The sequence below is a fragment of the Halalkalicoccus paucihalophilus genome, from assembly GCF_001593955.1.
GTDB classification, from domain to species: domain Archaea; phylum Halobacteriota; class Halobacteria; order Halobacteriales; family Halalkalicoccaceae; genus Halalkalicoccus; species Halalkalicoccus paucihalophilus.
Genome location: NZ_LTAZ01000004.1, coordinates 349,103 through 363,444 on the forward strand (window position 1 = coordinate 349,103; position 14,342 = coordinate 363,444).

Below are 14,342 nucleotides of genomic sequence, written 5' to 3' on the forward strand. Positions count from 1 at the left end.
ATGGGTGGGACATGACGATTACTCCTCACGGCGTTGGCGCATGCTCTGGCGGGTGAACTGCGGCCGGGCGCGGATCCCCTTGCGGCGCTTTTTGAACGACCGGTACAGTACATATATGATGAACACGGAGATCAGTGCAGGGACGAGCGCGGGCTGCCACGCCCGGAACGCGTAGATGATGGAGGTCGAAATCAGCGTCACCGAGAGCAGTAGTCCATAGATCAGCCGCTTTGCGAACCGGTCGAAGACGTTGTTGGGGTCCTCGATGTCGACGTTGACCGCGACGTTCCCGCGTTCGAGTTTCGTCAGCGTGCGGTCCGCGGTCTGGGGCAGGCGGATCGACGCCCGCGTCGAGTCCCACAGCTCCCGGCCGGTCTCCTCTGCGACCTGTTTTGCCGTCTCCTCGCGATAGCCCTCCTCCGTGAGGTACTCCGTCGCCGTCTCGATGAAGTCGAAATCGGGATCGAGCGTGACACACACGCCCTCGACGACCGTCGCGACGCGAAGGACCAACGCGAGGTTCGAGGGCAGGCGGAGGGGGAACTCGTAGATGGTGTTCTCGATCTGGCTGATGATCTGGTTGACGCGGTACTGCTCGATCTCCTCGCCGCGGACGTCAGCGATCGCCAGTTCCATCACGTCGCCCATCACCTGCCGGTCGGCCTCCGGAGAGAGGGTCCCCATCTCGATCAGGGTGTCCAGAATGGCGTCGATGTCCTGGTTCGCGACCGCGATGTAGAACTCGACGATCTTGTGCTGAATGAACGAATCGACTCGCCCGCTCATCCCGAAGTCGTAGAAGACGATCGCCCCGTCCTCCCGGACCGCGAGATTGCCCGGGTGGGGGTCGGCGTGGAAGACCCCGTCGTCGACGATCATCTGGAGGTACGTCCGTTGCAGAGTCTCTGCGAGTTCGTGGCGGTCGATCCCCTTTTCGTCGAGTTCGCGGACGTTGCTGATCTTCGTCCCGCCGATGTACTCCATCGTGAGCACGCGGCCCGTCGAGTGACTCTCGACGATCTCGGGGATCCGAACCCGGTCGTTATCCGCGAAGTTCCCGCGGATCTCCCGGAGCATGTCGGCCTCCCTCGAATAGTCCATCTCCTCGCGGATCGTCTTCGCGAACTCGTCGGAGAGGTTCTCGAGCGAGAACGCCTGAGCGTCCTGGACGAACCGAAGCAGGAGGGGAAGGGAGAACTTGATCACCCGCAGGTCGGCCTCGATCAGCGACTCGATGTCGGGTCGCCGGACCTTCACCGCCACGAGCCGATCGTCGATATAGGCCCGGTAGACCTGTCCGAGACTCGCACCGCTGATCGCGTCGCGGTTGAACTCCTCGAAGCGTTCCTCGACGGGGCCCAGATCCTCCTCGAGGACGACCCTCGCGTCCTCCCACTCGGCGGGCGGGACCTCGTCCTGTAGTTTCGAGAGTTCGTCGATGTAGGCGGGCGGGAGGACGTCCGGGCGCGTCGAGAGCAGTTGGCCGAGCTTGATGAACGTCGGCCCGAGAGTGAGAAGCGACTCCAGCAGCCGGTTTGCGCGCTCTCGCTGGGTCTCGACGTCGACCTGCCGTCCGGGACCGAAGAACACGAACCGGTGACGATCACGCGTGTACGCCCACAGCAACGGCAGAAACTGCCAGGCGACGACGAAGAATCGCCGGTACGCACGGAGCCGTACCATCCCCGCCTAGGCGTCCTCGATCGGGATGGTCGTCTCTCCGGCCGGCTCGCGACGGGGAACGTAGAGTTCGAGGACGCCCTGTTCGAGCGTCGCGTGGGACTCCTCGCCGATCGCGTCCGGGGGCAGCGGGAGTTCGAGGTCCAAAAACAGCGGGCGATCCTCTCGGAGGTACTCGAAGCCCTGTGGAGCGTCCTTCTCGCGGCGCGCTTCGATCCGCACGCGGCTGTCCTCGGCGGTGATGTCGGTGGTCTCGCCCGTCGCACCCGGGAGGTCGATCACCACTAGATACTCCTCGTCGCGGTCGAGCAGATCCGCGAAGACCGCCTCGGGCAACTCTCGCAGTGCCTCGCGCAGGGCTGACATATCCCCGACTAGGGTTGCGGGGGCGAAAAAGCCCGCGGTCATGCGACGAGGACGAGCAGACAGACGCCCCCAGCGAGCAGCCCCGGAACGAGATACAGCCCGCCGCGAGCTAGCGTGCGAAGCCCCGTCGCCCACGGGGAGCGATCCGCGATCAGGAACACCGGGGCGTCGGTCCCGTACCCGACCACGGCGTTGACGCTGCCCGCCCGTCCCGGTCCGGATCGCGCTTCTCCGAGGACGTACGCCTCGCCGCCCGGTCGAAGTCGTCGTTCGATGTAGCGGCGATCCGACCCCATCGGAAGCGAGAACGGTCCCAGGTCGAGCCGGGAGTTCTCACACGAGACGCCGGCGTTGTCCTCGATGTACGCCTGTACCCGCTCAGGTGGAGTGCTCCCGCCGTCGACCTCGATCCGTTCCGTATCCGCGACGAGGCGCACGTCGGCCATCCGGGGGCCGACGAGCACGCTCCCCGAGTCGTCAGCGAGCAGGAACGGGACCGACTGGACGGCTGAATCGATCTCGTTCCACAAACCCCCGTACTGACCGGACTCGTACTCCTCGACGACGGTTTCACAGACGAGACACGCCTCGCCGGTAACGAGTCCCGAGAGGGTCCGGTCGGCGGGTCGTCCCGTCCCGTGGAGTTCGATCACTCCCTCCGCATCGGTGAGCAGGTTGCTCACCCGCCCGGTAGGCGTCGAAAACACCCGGTAGGCGGTGTGGAACTCGCGGCCGGCGACGAGGGCCGATCCCAGAGCGACGAGCCCGCCCAGCCCGATCACGAGGAGGACGAACGGCGAGGAAATCACTACGAACTAGCATCTATACTCGTGAAATAAACGTACCGGCGACGGGGGCTTTTATTCCCGGGCCTGTAACCCACCCGTATGAGCCACGACGACCTCCAGCGCTCGGGATTCAAAGAGCGCACACGGATCGACGCGGCCCGCGAGCGCCTGCTCGATCGGGTCACGCCGCACGACCGGACCGAACGGGTCTCGCTTGCGCGCGCGGACGGCCGGACGCTCGCGAACCGCGTGGACGCTCCGAACCCGGTGCCGGGCTACGACCGGGCGGCGATGGACGGCTACGCGGTGCGCGCCGAGGACACCTTCGGGGCGAGCGATCGCTCGCCGAACCTCCTGCGGACTGGCGAGGACATCGGACCCGAGACGGCAGTTCGGGTCCACACGGGAAGCGAACTGCCCGAAGGTGCCGACGCGGTCGTGATGATCGAGCAAGTCGGCGAGCGGGGCGGGGAGTTGGAGGTGGGCGACGCCGTCGCCGAGGGCGAGAACGTCGGGCCGGTAGGGGAAGACGTCGCGGCGGGTCAGACGCTCTACGAGCCGGGCCACCGGGTCCGGCCCTCCGATCTCGGCCTGCTGAAGTCGGTGGGACTGACCGAACTCGAAGTCCACGAGCGGCTGACAGTCTCGGTGATCCCGACCGGCGAGGAACTCGTCCAATCCGATCCCGCCCCCGGGGAAGTGATCGAGACCAACGGCCTGACGGTCTCGCGGCTCGCGGATCGCTGGGGGGCTCGCCCCACCTACCGGGATATCGTCACCGACGACCACGAGGCCTTACGGGCGGCGATCCAGCGTGACCTGACCAAGGACCTGATCGTCACGACGGGTGGGTCCTCGGTCGGGGAACGCGACCTCATCCCCGAGGTCGTCGACGACATCGGCGAGGTGCTCGTCCACGGCGTCGCGCTGAAGCCGGGCCACCCGGTCGCGTTGGGTGTCGTCGAGGACACTCCCGTCTTGATGCTGCCGGGCTACCCCGTCGCCTGTATCGTCAACGCGGTGCAGTTCCTCCGGCCCGCGCTGAAACGCGCCGGCGGGATGCCCTGCGAGGACCACCCGACCACCGAGGCGACCCTCGAACGTAAGATCCGAAGCGAACCCGGGATCCGGACGTTCGCGCGGGTGAAACTCGATCGAGGGGACGAGACGACCGCCCGCCCTACCCGCGTCAGCGGCTCCGGAGTGCTTTCGAGCGTGGCGCTCGCGGACGGCTGGGTGGTCGTCCCCGAGGACCGCGAGGGGATCGCCGAGGGCGAAACTGTCGCCGTCGAGAACTGGGAGTGGTCGCCATGAGTTCCGTCGGACGACTCGCTCACGACGTTCGCGAGGCTGCGACCGACGTACTCACGCTCGCACCGGAGGTACTCGCATGAGCAGTCGAAAGGAGTTTCGCGATCTCGTTCCGCCGGAGGAAGCCCACGAGGCGATCGAATCGCTCGGTCTCGGTGGTGACACCGAGGAAGTCCCGTTGCGCGAGGCGCGCCGACGCGTGCTCGCCGAGCGGGTCGACGCCACCCTCGACGTGCCGGGGTTCGACCGCGCGAGCATGGACGGCTACGCCGTGCGCGCCCGGGACACCTTCGGCGCCGGCGAGGCCGACCCCGCATTCCTCGAACTCGCCGGGGCGGTCCATGCCGGCGAGGAACCGGACGTCCGCATCGAGGAGGGCACGGCGGCCGAGATCTCGACCGGTGCGGTGATGCCCGAGGGTGCGGACGCCGTGGTGATGGTCGAACGGACCGACGAACGGGACGGTGGCGAGGCGGTCGAGATCCGCACGTCGCTCGCGCCGGGCGATCACGTCATGCTCGCCGGGGCCGACGTCGCCGCCGGCGAGCGCGCACTCGGGCCCGGCATCCGACTGACATCGAGGGAAATCGGCCTGCTGTCGGCGCTGGGCGTCGATGAGGTACCCGTACGTGCGAAACCGCGCGTCGGGATCGTCTCGACGGGCGACGAGCTCGTCCGGCCCGGCGAGGAACTCCACAGCGAACGCGGGCAGATCTACGACGTCAACAGCTATACGATCGCGACCGCGGTCGAGGAGGCGGGCGGCGAAGCCGTCCTGTATCCCCACGCGGGCGACGATTACGACGAGATGGAGCGGATCCTCACGGAGGCCGCCGCGGAGTGTGACCTTGTGCTCTCGTCGGGCTCGACGTCGGCCAGCGCCGTTGACGTGATCTACCGTGTGATCGAAGAACGGGGCGAACTCCTGCTGCACGGCGTGGCGATCAAGCCCGGCAAACCCATGTTGGTCGGCGAGTTCCCCGACTCCGCATACGTCGGGCTGCCGGGCTACCCCGTCTCGGCGCTCATGATCTTCCGGCATTTCGTCGCGGGCGCGATCCGCCGTGCCGCGGGCGTCCCCGAACCGCCCACGGCGACCGTGGGGGCCGAGATGGCCATCGAGGAGCGCTACGGGGAGGGCCGAACCCGGCTGATGCCGGTCGGCCTCGTCGGGAACGGTGGGCGCCCCCTCGCGTATCCCGTCGATAAGGGCTCGGGCGCGACCACCAGCCTCGTCGAGGCAGACGGGATCGTCGAGGTCGACCCCGACACGGCCTACCTCGGCGCGGGCGAATCCGTCACGGTGACGCTCTTCTCGCCGGACGTGCGTCCACCCACGATATTCGGGGTCGGCGAGGACGACCCCCTCCTTTCGATCCTCCTCGACGACCTCGATCGGCCGCGATACCTCGCTATCGGCGCGCGTCAGGGCCGACGACGACTCGCTCAGGGCGTGCCCGACTTCGCCGTCGTCACCGGGGAGGGTGGTGACACCGAGGCGACCGAACTCGGCGACTGGACCCGTGAGTGGGGGCTCGTCGTCCCGGCGGGCAACCCCGAGGGGATCGAGGGGCTCACGGACCTCGTCGATCGCGATCTGCGATTCGTCAACCGGCCGACCGACTCGGGGCTCAGAACGGCCCTTTCGGAGGCGCTCGACGCGCTCGCCGATTCGCGCGGGGAGTCCCGAACCGAGCTGATCGAACTGATCGACGGGTTCGAACTCGCCGCCCGCGCACTAGAGAGTCCCGCACGCAAGGTCGCCGACGGAAGCGCGGACGCGGGGCTCGGACTGCGCGCGACAGCCGAAAAACTCGATCTGGGATTCGTTTCGTTGGACGAGCAACGGGTACGCGTGCTCGCGAACGCCGATAGACTCGAAAAACCGGGCGTCGAGGCGCTCCGGGAAGCACTCGAGAACGCCCCGGTAGAGCTACCGGGTGTCGGGCGCTGAGAGTTCGAGTTCCGAGAAGTTCCGCACGCGGTGGTTGCCCAGCACGCAGACGCCGCGACTCTCCGCACCGTGGCGTTCGACGTGGATCGCGTCGAGCCCGGCGTTCCACGCTGCGCCCACGTCGTTCGCGCCGTCGCCCGCGAGCACGCCCCGGCCGGAGGCGCCGAGGTCCCCCATGGCCCGCTCGACGGGCGTGGGATCGGGTTTCCAGCCCAACTCGTCCGAACAACAGACCACCGTATCGAACCAGTCGGCGATGTCGAGGCGTTCAAGGACGGGCTCGGTGAGAAATGGCTGGCAGTGGGTGACCAGCCCGACGGGCGCGTCGAGGTCCGCGACGAACGCCGCGTCCTCGTAGAGTGCCGTCGCCTCGACGCGCTCTGCGGGCTCCTCAACCGCGTCGAAGGCGGCCCAGAACGGCTCGCTGTCGAGGCCCAGCGCGGCGATCTGTGACTCCCGGTCGGCACCCAGACCGTACCAGAGTCCCCGGGCGTCCGTATCCGAGAACTCCCGCCCGAGGCGCTCGCCCACGCGGTCGAACGTCTCGCGGACGTAGGACCACTCGACATCGACGAGCGTGCCGTCCAGATCGAGCAACCAGAAGTCGTAGTCGGAGTCGGGCGCGCTACCGATCATCGAGGGGAGTACCTACGCCCTCACGACCATATCAGCGTATCGCCTGTGACTGCGTGGCGCTCACTCCTCGGGTTCGACCTCGATCGAACTCCCGAAGTACTTGTTCAGCACCTCGCTTCCGTCCTCGGCGTTGAAGAGGTCCAGATCCGACGCGATCGCCGCCTTGAGTGCGGCGTACTCCGCCTCCGTGGTTTCGAACCGGCGGTACTCGACGCCCTCGACCGGGACGCCGAGGGTCTCCTCCGCGAGCGAGCGCATGTGCCCCGGCGCGTTCAGTTCGCCACGCCAGAGGTTGTCACGGAAGAAGAGCCACTCGTCCTCGCCGGGCGGGGCGGCCTCCTTCGAGAGCGTCGTCTCGAAGGTCGCCGGATCGACCCGTACTCCCGATCCGGGATCGAGGCGAAACCGCACCGAGAAGACGTAGCGTGCCATCAGGCCCCGTCGTTGACCCGCTTCGCCATCTCGATGTCCTGTTCGGTGATCCCACCTTCCTCGTGGCTCGTAAAGCGGACCTCGACCTGCTGGTAGCCGACGATCATCTCCGGGTGGTGGAACTCCTCTTCCGCGAGTTCGCCGACCTCGCGGGCGAACTCGATCCCGTCGAGGTAGTCGTCGAACTCGAAGGTGCGGGCGATTTCCTCGCCGTCGCGCTCCCAGTCTTCGGCGAGCCGTGACTGGATCTCCTCGTCGTCGAGTAGTTCTGCCATACCGGATCGAGAACGCGCGAGCGGATAAAAGTCGGGCCTCAATCGTCGTCGAGTCGGGCGGCGATTCCGGGGGGCATCTCGCTTCCCTCCTCGGGGTCGATCCCGTTCGGCGGTCCCGACGGGCCGCCGTCGGTGGGGTCGAACAACTGCATCGCGGTGTTGATCGTCTCCCAGTCGTCCTCGGCGGCGGCCTCACGGAGGCTCCGTGTGGGTTCGGCGAGCAACTGGCCGACGAGGGCGTCGGCCATCGCCTCGATGGTCTCTCGCTGCTCGTCGGTCACCCCCCCTTGTGCGTCGAGTTTCGCCAGCGCCGTCGATAACTCCGCACGCTTCGTCCGTTCGGCGCCCTCGTACATCCCGCCGATCGCGTCGTCCGCCTGCTTTCGCTTGAACTGCGTCAGCAGGTGCTCGAGCTCTCGGTCGATCATCGCCTCGACCCGCGAGGCCGCCACGGCGCGCTTAGTCTCGGTCCGCTCGGTGACCGTCCGGAGGTCGTCTAAGTCGTGGACCGTGACCGATTCGAGTGCGTCCGTTGCGGGGTCGATATCGCGCGGCTTCGCCAGATCGACGACACAGGTCCCCGGATCGAACGCCCCGGCATCGACCACCGGTTCGTCGCTGCCGGTCGCGGCGATCACCACGTCCGAGTCGGCGACCACCTCGGCGAGCGCCTCGAGCGAGCGGGCCTCGGCATCGACCGGGAGGTCCTCCGCGACGCGTGTCGCCCGCGAGCGCGTCCGGTTGGCGACGACGAGTTTCGAGAGGTCGTGGCGCGAGAGCGCCTGTGCGGCGAGGGTCCCCATTTCGCCGGCCCCGATCACGAGCGCGTTCGCACCGTCGACCCCGCGCTCGCTCGCGATCAGCGAGACGGCGGCGCTGCCGAGGGAAACGACGCCCTCGTTGATCGCCGTCTCCGTTCGAGCCCGCTCGCCGACGTGGATCGCCTTCAACAGGGCGTCGTCGAGTATCTCGCCGAGCGCACCGATCCCGCGGGCGTCGGCGTAGGCCTCCTTGACCTGGCCGATGATCTGGTCCTCGCCCACCACGAGCGATTCGAGGCCGGCGGCTACCCGCAGGAGATGCTCCAAACTGTTCTCGTGATCGGACCAGATCTCGGAGTCGGTCGGGAGTTCCTCGACCCACGGGTCGAGCGCGGCCCGTCCGGTCGCCGGATCGGTCGTGACGACGTACGCTTCGGCGCGATTGCACGTCTGGAGGGCGAAGGCCTCACACACCCCCTCGCGACTCAGGAGGTCCTCGACGAGTCCCTTCTGGTCGAGTGTACAGGCGGCGTCGATCTCGTCGACGGAGGCGGTCCTATGGCTGATCCGGACGCCCGTGATGACACCGGCACTCACGGCGATTCACCCCCCATATCGACACTGTCGATCACGTCTGCAACCACTTGCGGGCGCTTCGTGTCGCCCCTACGTAAATCCTTCCAAACCGCCGACGAGGAGACCACCGCCCTGAGTGCCTTCCGTCGGTCCGCGGCCGGTCGCTCCGCGAGTTCCTCGCGCAACTCGGCAGTCAATTCGGCCATCCGGCCCGCACCCGCGAGTTCGGGTTCGATTCGTTTCCTGAGTTCCCGACTCAGCGCCGGACTCCGCCCGCCAGTCGAGACCGAGACTACTACCGGGCCGTCCCGAACTGTCGCGGGGACGACGACGCTGCCGGGCTCCCGGGAGCCGTGTGTGTCGGCGCGGTTGACCAACACCCCCCGCTCGCGCGCCTCACGCTCGATCGCGGCGTTCAGTTTCCGGTCGTCGGTCGCCGCGACGACCAGCCCCGGCCGCGCGCGCTCGAACCAGCCCGGAACATCCTCGGGGGCCGGTGCCGCGCGAACGAGTTCGCTCCCGTCGAACTCCCCCGTGAAGTCGGGACTCACGACGATGGTCCGGGCCTCCCGCGAGAACCGCCGGGCCTTTCGGGCACCGACGCGCCCGCCACCGAAGACCAGTACGGTCCGGCCGGTGAAGTCGTGAAGCAGCGGAATCATAGTGCCCTCATTCGGTGTTGGCCTCGGCGCGTTCCTCCAATCTGATGCCCGTCTTCTTCAGGATGCGCGTCGAGAATAGCGTGTCCCAATCGTCCTCGCCCACGTCCCAGAACTCGCTCATTCGGTCGCGGACCCGCTCGATGCGGTCCTCGCTTTCGGCCTCGCTGCGTCCGTGGGTCATCGCGAAGAAGTTGTACGGCCAGACGCCCTCGTGACGCGGGCGCTCGTAACAGTGCGTGACGAAGGATAAGGAAGCGATTGCGGGGCCGACCTCGCCCACGAGGTCGTCGGGGACGTCCCAGACGGTCATCCCGTTTTCCGTGTAGCCGAGCGCGTAGTGGTTCGGGATTACCCCCACGCGCCTGATCTTCCCCTCCTGGTCGAACCGCTTGATCGTCTCACGGACCCAGTCGGGATCCATACTGAGCTCCGCGGCGATCGCCTCGTAGGGGTCGGCGACGATCGGAAAGCCGTCCTGAATAGCGAGTACGAGGTCGCGCTCGGCTGGCGAAAGCGTCCCGCGGTCCGTCGGCTCCACGTCGGGGCCGAGATTCGAGAGATCGATATCGCCCTCCGGGATCGGCCCGTCGAGCATGAACTTCGCCTCGACGCGGAACTCCCGTTGCTTGGGTAGGTTGTAGGTCTCCTGTCCCGTTTCCTCCTCGATCTCCGAGAGGACCTCCTCGACACGCGATTCGTCGGCCACCGAGACGACGAACCACATGTTGAGATGGGGGTGCTCGCGCTCGTAGTTGTGTGCGACCTCCCGATGGGTGTTGACGGCTTCGGCGACCTCCTCGAAGCGCTCCTCGGGGGCGTGCATCGCTACAAGCGTCGCCGTCCCGCCGATCTCTTGGGCGTCGACGAGCGCGCCGAACCTGGTGAGGACACCCGCCTCGTCCAGTCGTTGGACGCGTTCGAGAAGTCCCTCGCCGCCGATCCCGACGCCCCGATCCGACAGCGCCGCCGCCGCCCGCTCGAAGGGGCGTTCACAGACCGGAAACCCGCCCTGAAAGGCGTTTATCAGGGCGCGGTCGACGCGATCGAGCTCCTCGACCTTGGCCCGAGTCATACGCGACGCTCGGGGTTCCGGTGTGATAAGCGTCGCGCTCGCGTCTCGCTACTCCTCGACGCCGGTGACCCGAAAGCCCGCCTCGCGGATCGACTCGAGGATCCCCTCGTGGTCGGCCGACGCCTCGTAGTAGAAGACGATGTCGAAGGTGCCCTCGCGCAGGAGCTGTTGGCATTCCCAGACGAACCCGTCGTCCTCCAGAGCAAGTCCCTGGTGTTGGTTCGACGAGAAGTCCGTATCGTTCGTCCCCGAATAGACGTAGGTATCGGTCGGGTCGTAGCCCGCCCCCTCGGCGATAATCTCGCCGATATCGACCGTCGCCTGGTGCATCTCGATGTCCTCGTCGCTCCCCAGGTCGGTGTGGACGATCGCTCCTACTAGCTCGATCTCGCCGGGTTCGAGGAGCCGTTTCGTTCGCTCGTAGAGGTCGTCGTCGAGTGTCTCGCTCATAGGGTCGGTGGGCGCGCCGGCCCTATACCGTTCACGATACGCACGGCTCTCGTGGGTGAAAATAACAGAACGTGATTCACGGGCGGATGCCCCGAACGATCGGTTCGACCCGATTACAGTCGCTGCAGGTTGACTGCGCGCGGGCCCTTGTCGGCCTGCTCGATGTCGAATTCGACTTCCTGCCCTTCTTCGAGGTCGGGGCCGCCGACGTCCTCCATGTGGAAGAAGACGTCCTCCTCGGAATCCTCGCTGTCGATAAAGCCGTAACCACCGGTGTCGTTGAAGAAATCAACCGTACCTTTCGCCATTGCAATTCCCTCTTCGACACCCACCCTTAAAAATGTGCGCACGGATCGACCGGGCACAAGGCTCATTGCACCGGGTGGCGTCGGCGGATGTAGATGGCATCGCTCGCACGCTCGCTTGGTTCACGCGTGTACGAGAACCTCCTCCTGCGCGAGATCGACGACGGACCCACCCACGTCGCCGTCATTCAGGACGGCAATCGACGGTACGCCCGCAAACAGGGCGCCGAAATCTCCGACGGGCATCGTGCGGGCGCGCGGACCACCGAACGGGTGCTCAACTGGTGTGAGGAGCTCGGCATCGAGGAGCTCACGCTGTATGCGTTCTCGACGGAGAACTTAGAACGCCCCCGAGGGGAGCGAGAAGCGCTGTATGACTTGCTCTGTGAGAAACTCCGGGAGTTCGCGGACGCCGAACGCGTCCACGACGGCGGGGTGCGGATCCGCGCGATCGGCGACCTCTCCCTGCTCCCCGAACGCGTCCGCGAGGCCGCCCGGTACGCCGAGGAACGCACCCGGGAGTACGATACCTTCGTCCTCAACATCGCGCTGGCATACGGCGGTCGAGCCGAACTGCTGGGTGTTGCCCGCGACGTCGCCCGCGCGGTCGAGGCGGGCGAACTACAACCGGGGGAGATCGACGCGAAAACGATCGACTGTCAGCTCTACGACGACGAGCTCCGGGACGTCGACCTGATCATCCGCACCGGCGGGGACGAGCGGACCTCGAACTTCCTGCCGTGGCACGCAAACGGCAACGAGGCTGCCGTATTCTTCTGTGCACCCTACTGGCCCGAGTTCTCGAAAGTCGACTTCCTCAGAGCCGTCCGAACCTACCAGTACCGAGAGGCCTCCTGGCAGCGGACGCGAATCCGGCGTGCGCTGGCGCTTGTGGGCGCGCTCTCGGACGTCGACCTGCCGAAGGCCCGCGACGTGCTCGACGGCGAAGGAGAGACCACACGGGAACCCACGACACCGATCGAACAGTAGCTCCCGGCCACCTACCGTCCGAATCGCCTGCTTCGTTTCTTGTAATCGAGGACGGCCCGCAGGTAGTCCCGTTTGCGGAAGTCCCGCCAGTTGACGTCGGTGAAGTAGAGTTCGGCGTAGACCGACTGCCAGATCATGAAATCCGAGAGCCGTTCCGCCCCGGTTTTGATCAGCAGATCGGGCTCGTCCGGGAAGACCAGTTGGGACTCGATGTCCTCGTCGCGGATGCCGTCGGGGTCGCGCTCGCCGCGTTCGACCTCACGGGCGAGTCCGCGCACCGCGCGGGCGAACTCGCGTTTCCCGCCCAGCCCGATCCCGACGCTGATCGGAGCATCCACCCGCCGGGTGTCGTCCGGTCCGCGGACGTCGACGGGCCGAGGGGCGTCGACCCCTTCGAGTTCGCTCACGAGCGTGGGTGCGGCCGCCGGGTCGAGCACGCTCACGTAGACGGTCACGCGGTCGGCCTCGTACTCGAAAGCCCATTCGAGGACGTCCTCGAGGGTCTCGTAGGCACCGCGTTCGAGGAGGTCGCGCTCGGTGATCACGATGGCGACGTGGCTCGGCGGCGTGCCGTCGTGACGCCGAACGCGGGCGGCGAGATACCGGTCGTACAGGCCCACACACGTGCTCTCGCCGGTGGCCCCGTAAGTCTCACGACCCACGACCCGGATTCGAGGTCGGATCCGCCGTCTCCGCTCCTCGCCGGAACGCCCGACCCCGCGTTTCGAACCATATCCGATAGTATAAGTGTTCAACCCCGAAACCGAACCGGTGTGACCGGCCGAGTCCGGCGTGCAGGCGCGTTCGCGTTCGTGGGCAGCCTCTCGCTCGCTGCGCCGTTTCTCGGCCCCGCCGCGTTCGTCCCCTTCGCCACGGTCGGCCTGCTTGCCGCCCTCGTCATCGACGGCGGCCCCGTCTTCGACCTCTTTGCGCGCCCCGGCGACCACGAGGACCACACCCTCTACGGGCTCGCGGGCTTCTCGCTGGCCGCGACCGGCCTCGCCTTGCTCGTGATCGTCGGCTTCCCCCCGGAGCTGTTCGCCGGAACCGTCTGCCTGCTCGCCGGCGGTAACCTCCTCCAGCAGACGGTTGTAGCCCGCCGTACCGACGATCTGGCGTCCGCCGTCGGCTTCGTCGCCGGCGGTTTCCTCGCCGGGACCGCCGCCCAGTTGCTCGTCACCCCCTTCTCGCTCGGCGTCGCGCCCGCATCGGCGGCGTTTCTCGCGGCCTGTGGTGCGCTTATCGGTTCACTGCTCCGGAGCGTCCTCTACCAGCGCGACGATCCACTGGTACTCCTCAGCGTGGGGCTCGTACTGTGGGTGATCGCGGACCTCGGCATCGAGACCACACCGACAGAGATCGCCCTCGCCATCGCGGTGACGGCACTATTGGGCTACGTCTCGTACGCGCTCGGGACCGCCTCCGTCCCCGGAATGGTCACCGGGATGTTGCTCGGGCTCGTCACCATCGTCCTCGGGGGCTACGCGTGGTTCGTCCTCCTGATCGCGTTTTTCGCGATCGGCGGGCTCTCCTCGAAGTTCCGCTACGACCGGAAACGCGCCCGAGGAGTCGCCGAGGACAACGACGGCGCACGCGGCAGTGGCAACGTGCTGGGCAACTCCGCGGTCGCGCTCGTCGCAGTGCTCGGGTACGCCGCGACGCCCGATCCGCTTTCGGTCCCGCCGGGCGTCTTCTTCTTCGCCTTCGCGGGGTCGATCGCGACGGCGATGGCCGACACCCTCTCCAGCGAGATCGGCGGTGTCTACGACGGCCCTCGGCTCGTCACGACGGGCGAGCGGGTCCCGCCCGGCACCGACGGTGCGGTGACGTGGCAGGGCGAACTCGCGGGGTTCGTCGGCGCGATCGCGGTCGCCGGGCCGGCGTTCGTCCTGTTCGACGTGATCTCCCCACTTGGGGCGGCGTTGATCGCCACCGGCGGGGTCGCGGGGATGACCGCCGACAGCCTGTTGGGTGCGACCGTCGAAAACCGCTGGCTCGACAATCAGGGCGTGAACTTCCTCGCGACGCTTGTTGGAGCGCTCGTCGCCGTCGCACTCGCGGCGCTCGCCGGGCTGTTCTAAGGC

Annotated in this window: 16 protein-coding genes; 4 read left to right on the forward strand and 12 right to left on the reverse strand. The window is 67.2% G+C overall.

Annotation, left to right across the window (positions count from 1 at the left end; all coding sequences use genetic code 11):
• Nucleotides 1-18: 18 nt before the first annotated feature.
• The 3 genes from HAPAU_RS06975 to HAPAU_RS06985 are packed head-to-tail and all read right to left on the reverse strand — an operon-like array spanning nucleotide 19 to nucleotide 2,855.
• Complete coding sequence (locus HAPAU_RS06975) at nucleotides 19-1,683, reverse strand: ABC1 kinase family protein (RefSeq protein WP_066381018.1); 1,665 nt, start codon at nucleotides 1,681-1,683, stop codon at nucleotides 19-21.
• Between the two features lie 6 nt (nucleotides 1,684-1,689).
• Nucleotides 1,690-2,046, reverse strand: coding sequence for an Hsp20/alpha crystallin family protein (locus tag HAPAU_RS06980; RefSeq protein WP_066381941.1), 357 nt, complete (start codon nucleotides 2,044-2,046; stop codon nucleotides 1,690-1,692).
• A gap of 38 nt (nucleotides 2,047-2,084) precedes the next feature.
• A complete protein-coding gene (locus HAPAU_RS06985) occupies nucleotides 2,085-2,855 on the reverse strand; it encodes a GIDE domain-containing protein (protein WP_066381019.1) in 771 nt (256 codons plus the stop codon).
• A 78-nt stretch (nucleotides 2,856-2,933) separates the two neighbouring features.
• On the opposite strand from HAPAU_RS06985, the gene HAPAU_RS06990 reads away from it, so the two are divergent.
• Complete coding sequence (locus tag HAPAU_RS06990; protein ID WP_066381024.1) at nucleotides 2,934-4,148, forward strand: molybdopterin molybdotransferase MoeA; 1,215 nt, start codon at nucleotides 2,934-2,936, stop codon at nucleotides 4,146-4,148.
• A gap of 76 nt (nucleotides 4,149-4,224) precedes the next feature.
• Nucleotides 4,225-6,099, forward strand: a complete 1,875-nt coding sequence (locus tag HAPAU_RS06995) for a molybdopterin biosynthesis protein (RefSeq protein WP_066381029.1) — start codon at nucleotides 4,225-4,227, stop codon at nucleotides 6,097-6,099.
• Here the strand turns inward: HAPAU_RS06995 and HAPAU_RS07000 are convergent.
• The 8 genes from HAPAU_RS07000 to HAPAU_RS07035 form a co-directional block, all read right to left on the reverse strand.
• Complete coding sequence (locus HAPAU_RS07000; RefSeq protein WP_066381030.1) at nucleotides 6,079-6,735, reverse strand: HAD family hydrolase; 657 nt, start codon at nucleotides 6,733-6,735, stop codon at nucleotides 6,079-6,081. The two genes, HAPAU_RS06995 and HAPAU_RS07000, sit on opposite strands and share 21 nt — an antisense overlap.
• 60 nt (nucleotides 6,736-6,795) lie before the next feature.
• Nucleotides 6,796-7,167 carry an LWR-salt protein gene (lwrS, locus tag HAPAU_RS07005; RefSeq protein ID WP_066381032.1) on the reverse strand — a complete coding sequence of 124 codons (372 nt, stop codon included), beginning with the start codon at nucleotides 7,165-7,167 and terminating at the stop codon, nucleotides 6,796-6,798.
• Nucleotides 7,167-7,442 (reverse strand): 4a-hydroxytetrahydrobiopterin dehydratase, encoded by a 276-nt coding sequence (locus HAPAU_RS07010; RefSeq protein WP_066381034.1) that lies wholly within the window; start codon nucleotides 7,440-7,442, stop codon nucleotides 7,167-7,169. The genes lwrS and HAPAU_RS07010 overlap by 1 nt, the downstream gene beginning before the upstream one ends.
• A 38-nt stretch (nucleotides 7,443-7,480) precedes the next feature.
• Entirely contained in the window at nucleotides 7,481-8,800 is a 1,320-nt protein-coding gene (gene hemA, locus HAPAU_RS07015; protein ID WP_066381036.1) for a glutamyl-tRNA reductase, read from the reverse strand.
• Nucleotides 8,797-9,441, reverse strand: coding sequence for a precorrin-2 dehydrogenase/sirohydrochlorin ferrochelatase family protein (locus HAPAU_RS07020; RefSeq protein ID WP_066381037.1), 645 nt, complete (start codon nucleotides 9,439-9,441; stop codon nucleotides 8,797-8,799). The genes hemA and HAPAU_RS07020 overlap by 4 nt, the downstream gene beginning before the upstream one ends.
• 7 nt (nucleotides 9,442-9,448) lie before the next feature.
• Complete coding sequence (ahbB, locus tag HAPAU_RS07025) at nucleotides 9,449-10,513, reverse strand: siroheme decarboxylase subunit beta (protein WP_066381038.1); 1,065 nt, start codon at nucleotides 10,511-10,513, stop codon at nucleotides 9,449-9,451.
• Nucleotides 10,514-10,561: 48 nt separating this feature from the next.
• On the reverse strand, nucleotides 10,562-10,963 hold the full coding sequence (locus HAPAU_RS07030; RefSeq protein ID WP_066381040.1) for a DUF5778 family protein: 402 nt from the start codon (nucleotides 10,961-10,963) through the stop codon (nucleotides 10,562-10,564).
• Between the two features lie 113 nt (nucleotides 10,964-11,076).
• Nucleotides 11,077-11,271 carry a cold-shock protein gene (locus HAPAU_RS07035; RefSeq protein WP_066381042.1) on the reverse strand — a complete coding sequence of 65 codons (195 nt, stop codon included), beginning with the start codon at nucleotides 11,269-11,271 and terminating at the stop codon, nucleotides 11,077-11,079.
• A gap of 93 nt (nucleotides 11,272-11,364) precedes the next feature.
• Between HAPAU_RS07035 and uppS the strand changes: the two genes are divergently transcribed.
• On the forward strand, nucleotides 11,365-12,258 hold the full coding sequence (uppS, locus tag HAPAU_RS07040; protein ID WP_066381044.1) for a polyprenyl diphosphate synthase: 894 nt from the start codon (nucleotides 11,365-11,367) through the stop codon (nucleotides 12,256-12,258).
• A gap of 11 nt (nucleotides 12,259-12,269) precedes the next feature.
• On the opposite strand, the gene HAPAU_RS07045 is transcribed toward uppS, so the two are convergent.
• Nucleotides 12,270-12,878 (reverse strand): undecaprenyl diphosphate synthase family protein, encoded by a 609-nt coding sequence (locus tag HAPAU_RS07045; protein ID WP_066381942.1) that lies wholly within the window; start codon nucleotides 12,876-12,878, stop codon nucleotides 12,270-12,272.
• Nucleotides 12,879-13,031: 153 nt separating this feature from the next.
• Here HAPAU_RS07045 and HAPAU_RS07050 point away from each other — a divergent pair, with 153 nt between their 5' ends.
• A complete protein-coding gene (locus tag HAPAU_RS07050; protein WP_066381046.1) occupies nucleotides 13,032-14,339 on the forward strand; it encodes a DUF92 domain-containing protein in 1,308 nt (435 codons plus the stop codon).
• Nucleotides 14,340-14,342: the final 3 nt, after the last annotated feature.

What these genes read in the sequence shown, in the direction of transcription:
- HAPAU_RS06975 (WP_066381018.1), bottom strand. Translation starts at nt 1,683, where the DNA reads ATGGTACGGCTCCGTGCGTACCGGCGATTCTTCGTCGTCGCCTGGCAG.
- HAPAU_RS06980 (WP_066381941.1), bottom strand. Translation starts at nt 2,046, where the DNA reads ATGTCAGCCCTGCGCGAGGCACTGCGAGAGTTGCCCGAGGCGGTCTTC.
- HAPAU_RS06990 (WP_066381024.1), top strand. Translation starts at nt 2,934, where the DNA reads ATGAGCCACGACGACCTCCAGCGCTCGGGATTCAAAGAGCGCACACGG.
- HAPAU_RS06995 (WP_066381029.1), top strand. Translation starts at nt 4,225, where the DNA reads ATGAGCAGTCGAAAGGAGTTTCGCGATCTCGTTCCGCCGGAGGAAGCC.
- HAPAU_RS07000 (WP_066381030.1), bottom strand. Translation starts at nt 6,735, where the DNA reads ATGATCGGTAGCGCGCCCGACTCCGACTACGACTTCTGGTTGCTCGAT.
- lwrS (WP_066381032.1), bottom strand. Translation starts at nt 7,167, where the DNA reads ATGGCACGCTACGTCTTCTCGGTGCGGTTTCGCCTCGATCCCGGATCG.
- HAPAU_RS07010 (WP_066381034.1), bottom strand. Translation starts at nt 7,442, where the DNA reads ATGGCAGAACTACTCGACGACGAGGAGATCCAGTCACGGCTCGCCGAA.
- HAPAU_RS07020 (WP_066381037.1), bottom strand. Translation starts at nt 9,441, where the DNA reads ATGATTCCGCTGCTTCACGACTTCACCGGCCGGACCGTACTGGTCTTC.
- ahbB (WP_066381038.1), bottom strand. Translation starts at nt 10,513, where the DNA reads ATGACTCGGGCCAAGGTCGAGGAGCTCGATCGCGTCGACCGCGCCCTG.
- HAPAU_RS07030 (WP_066381040.1), bottom strand. Translation starts at nt 10,963, where the DNA reads ATGAGCGAGACACTCGACGACGACCTCTACGAGCGAACGAAACGGCTC.
- HAPAU_RS07035 (WP_066381042.1), bottom strand. Translation starts at nt 11,271, where the DNA reads ATGGCGAAAGGTACGGTTGATTTCTTCAACGACACCGGTGGTTACGGC.
- uppS (WP_066381044.1), top strand. Translation starts at nt 11,365, where the DNA reads ATGGCATCGCTCGCACGCTCGCTTGGTTCACGCGTGTACGAGAACCTC.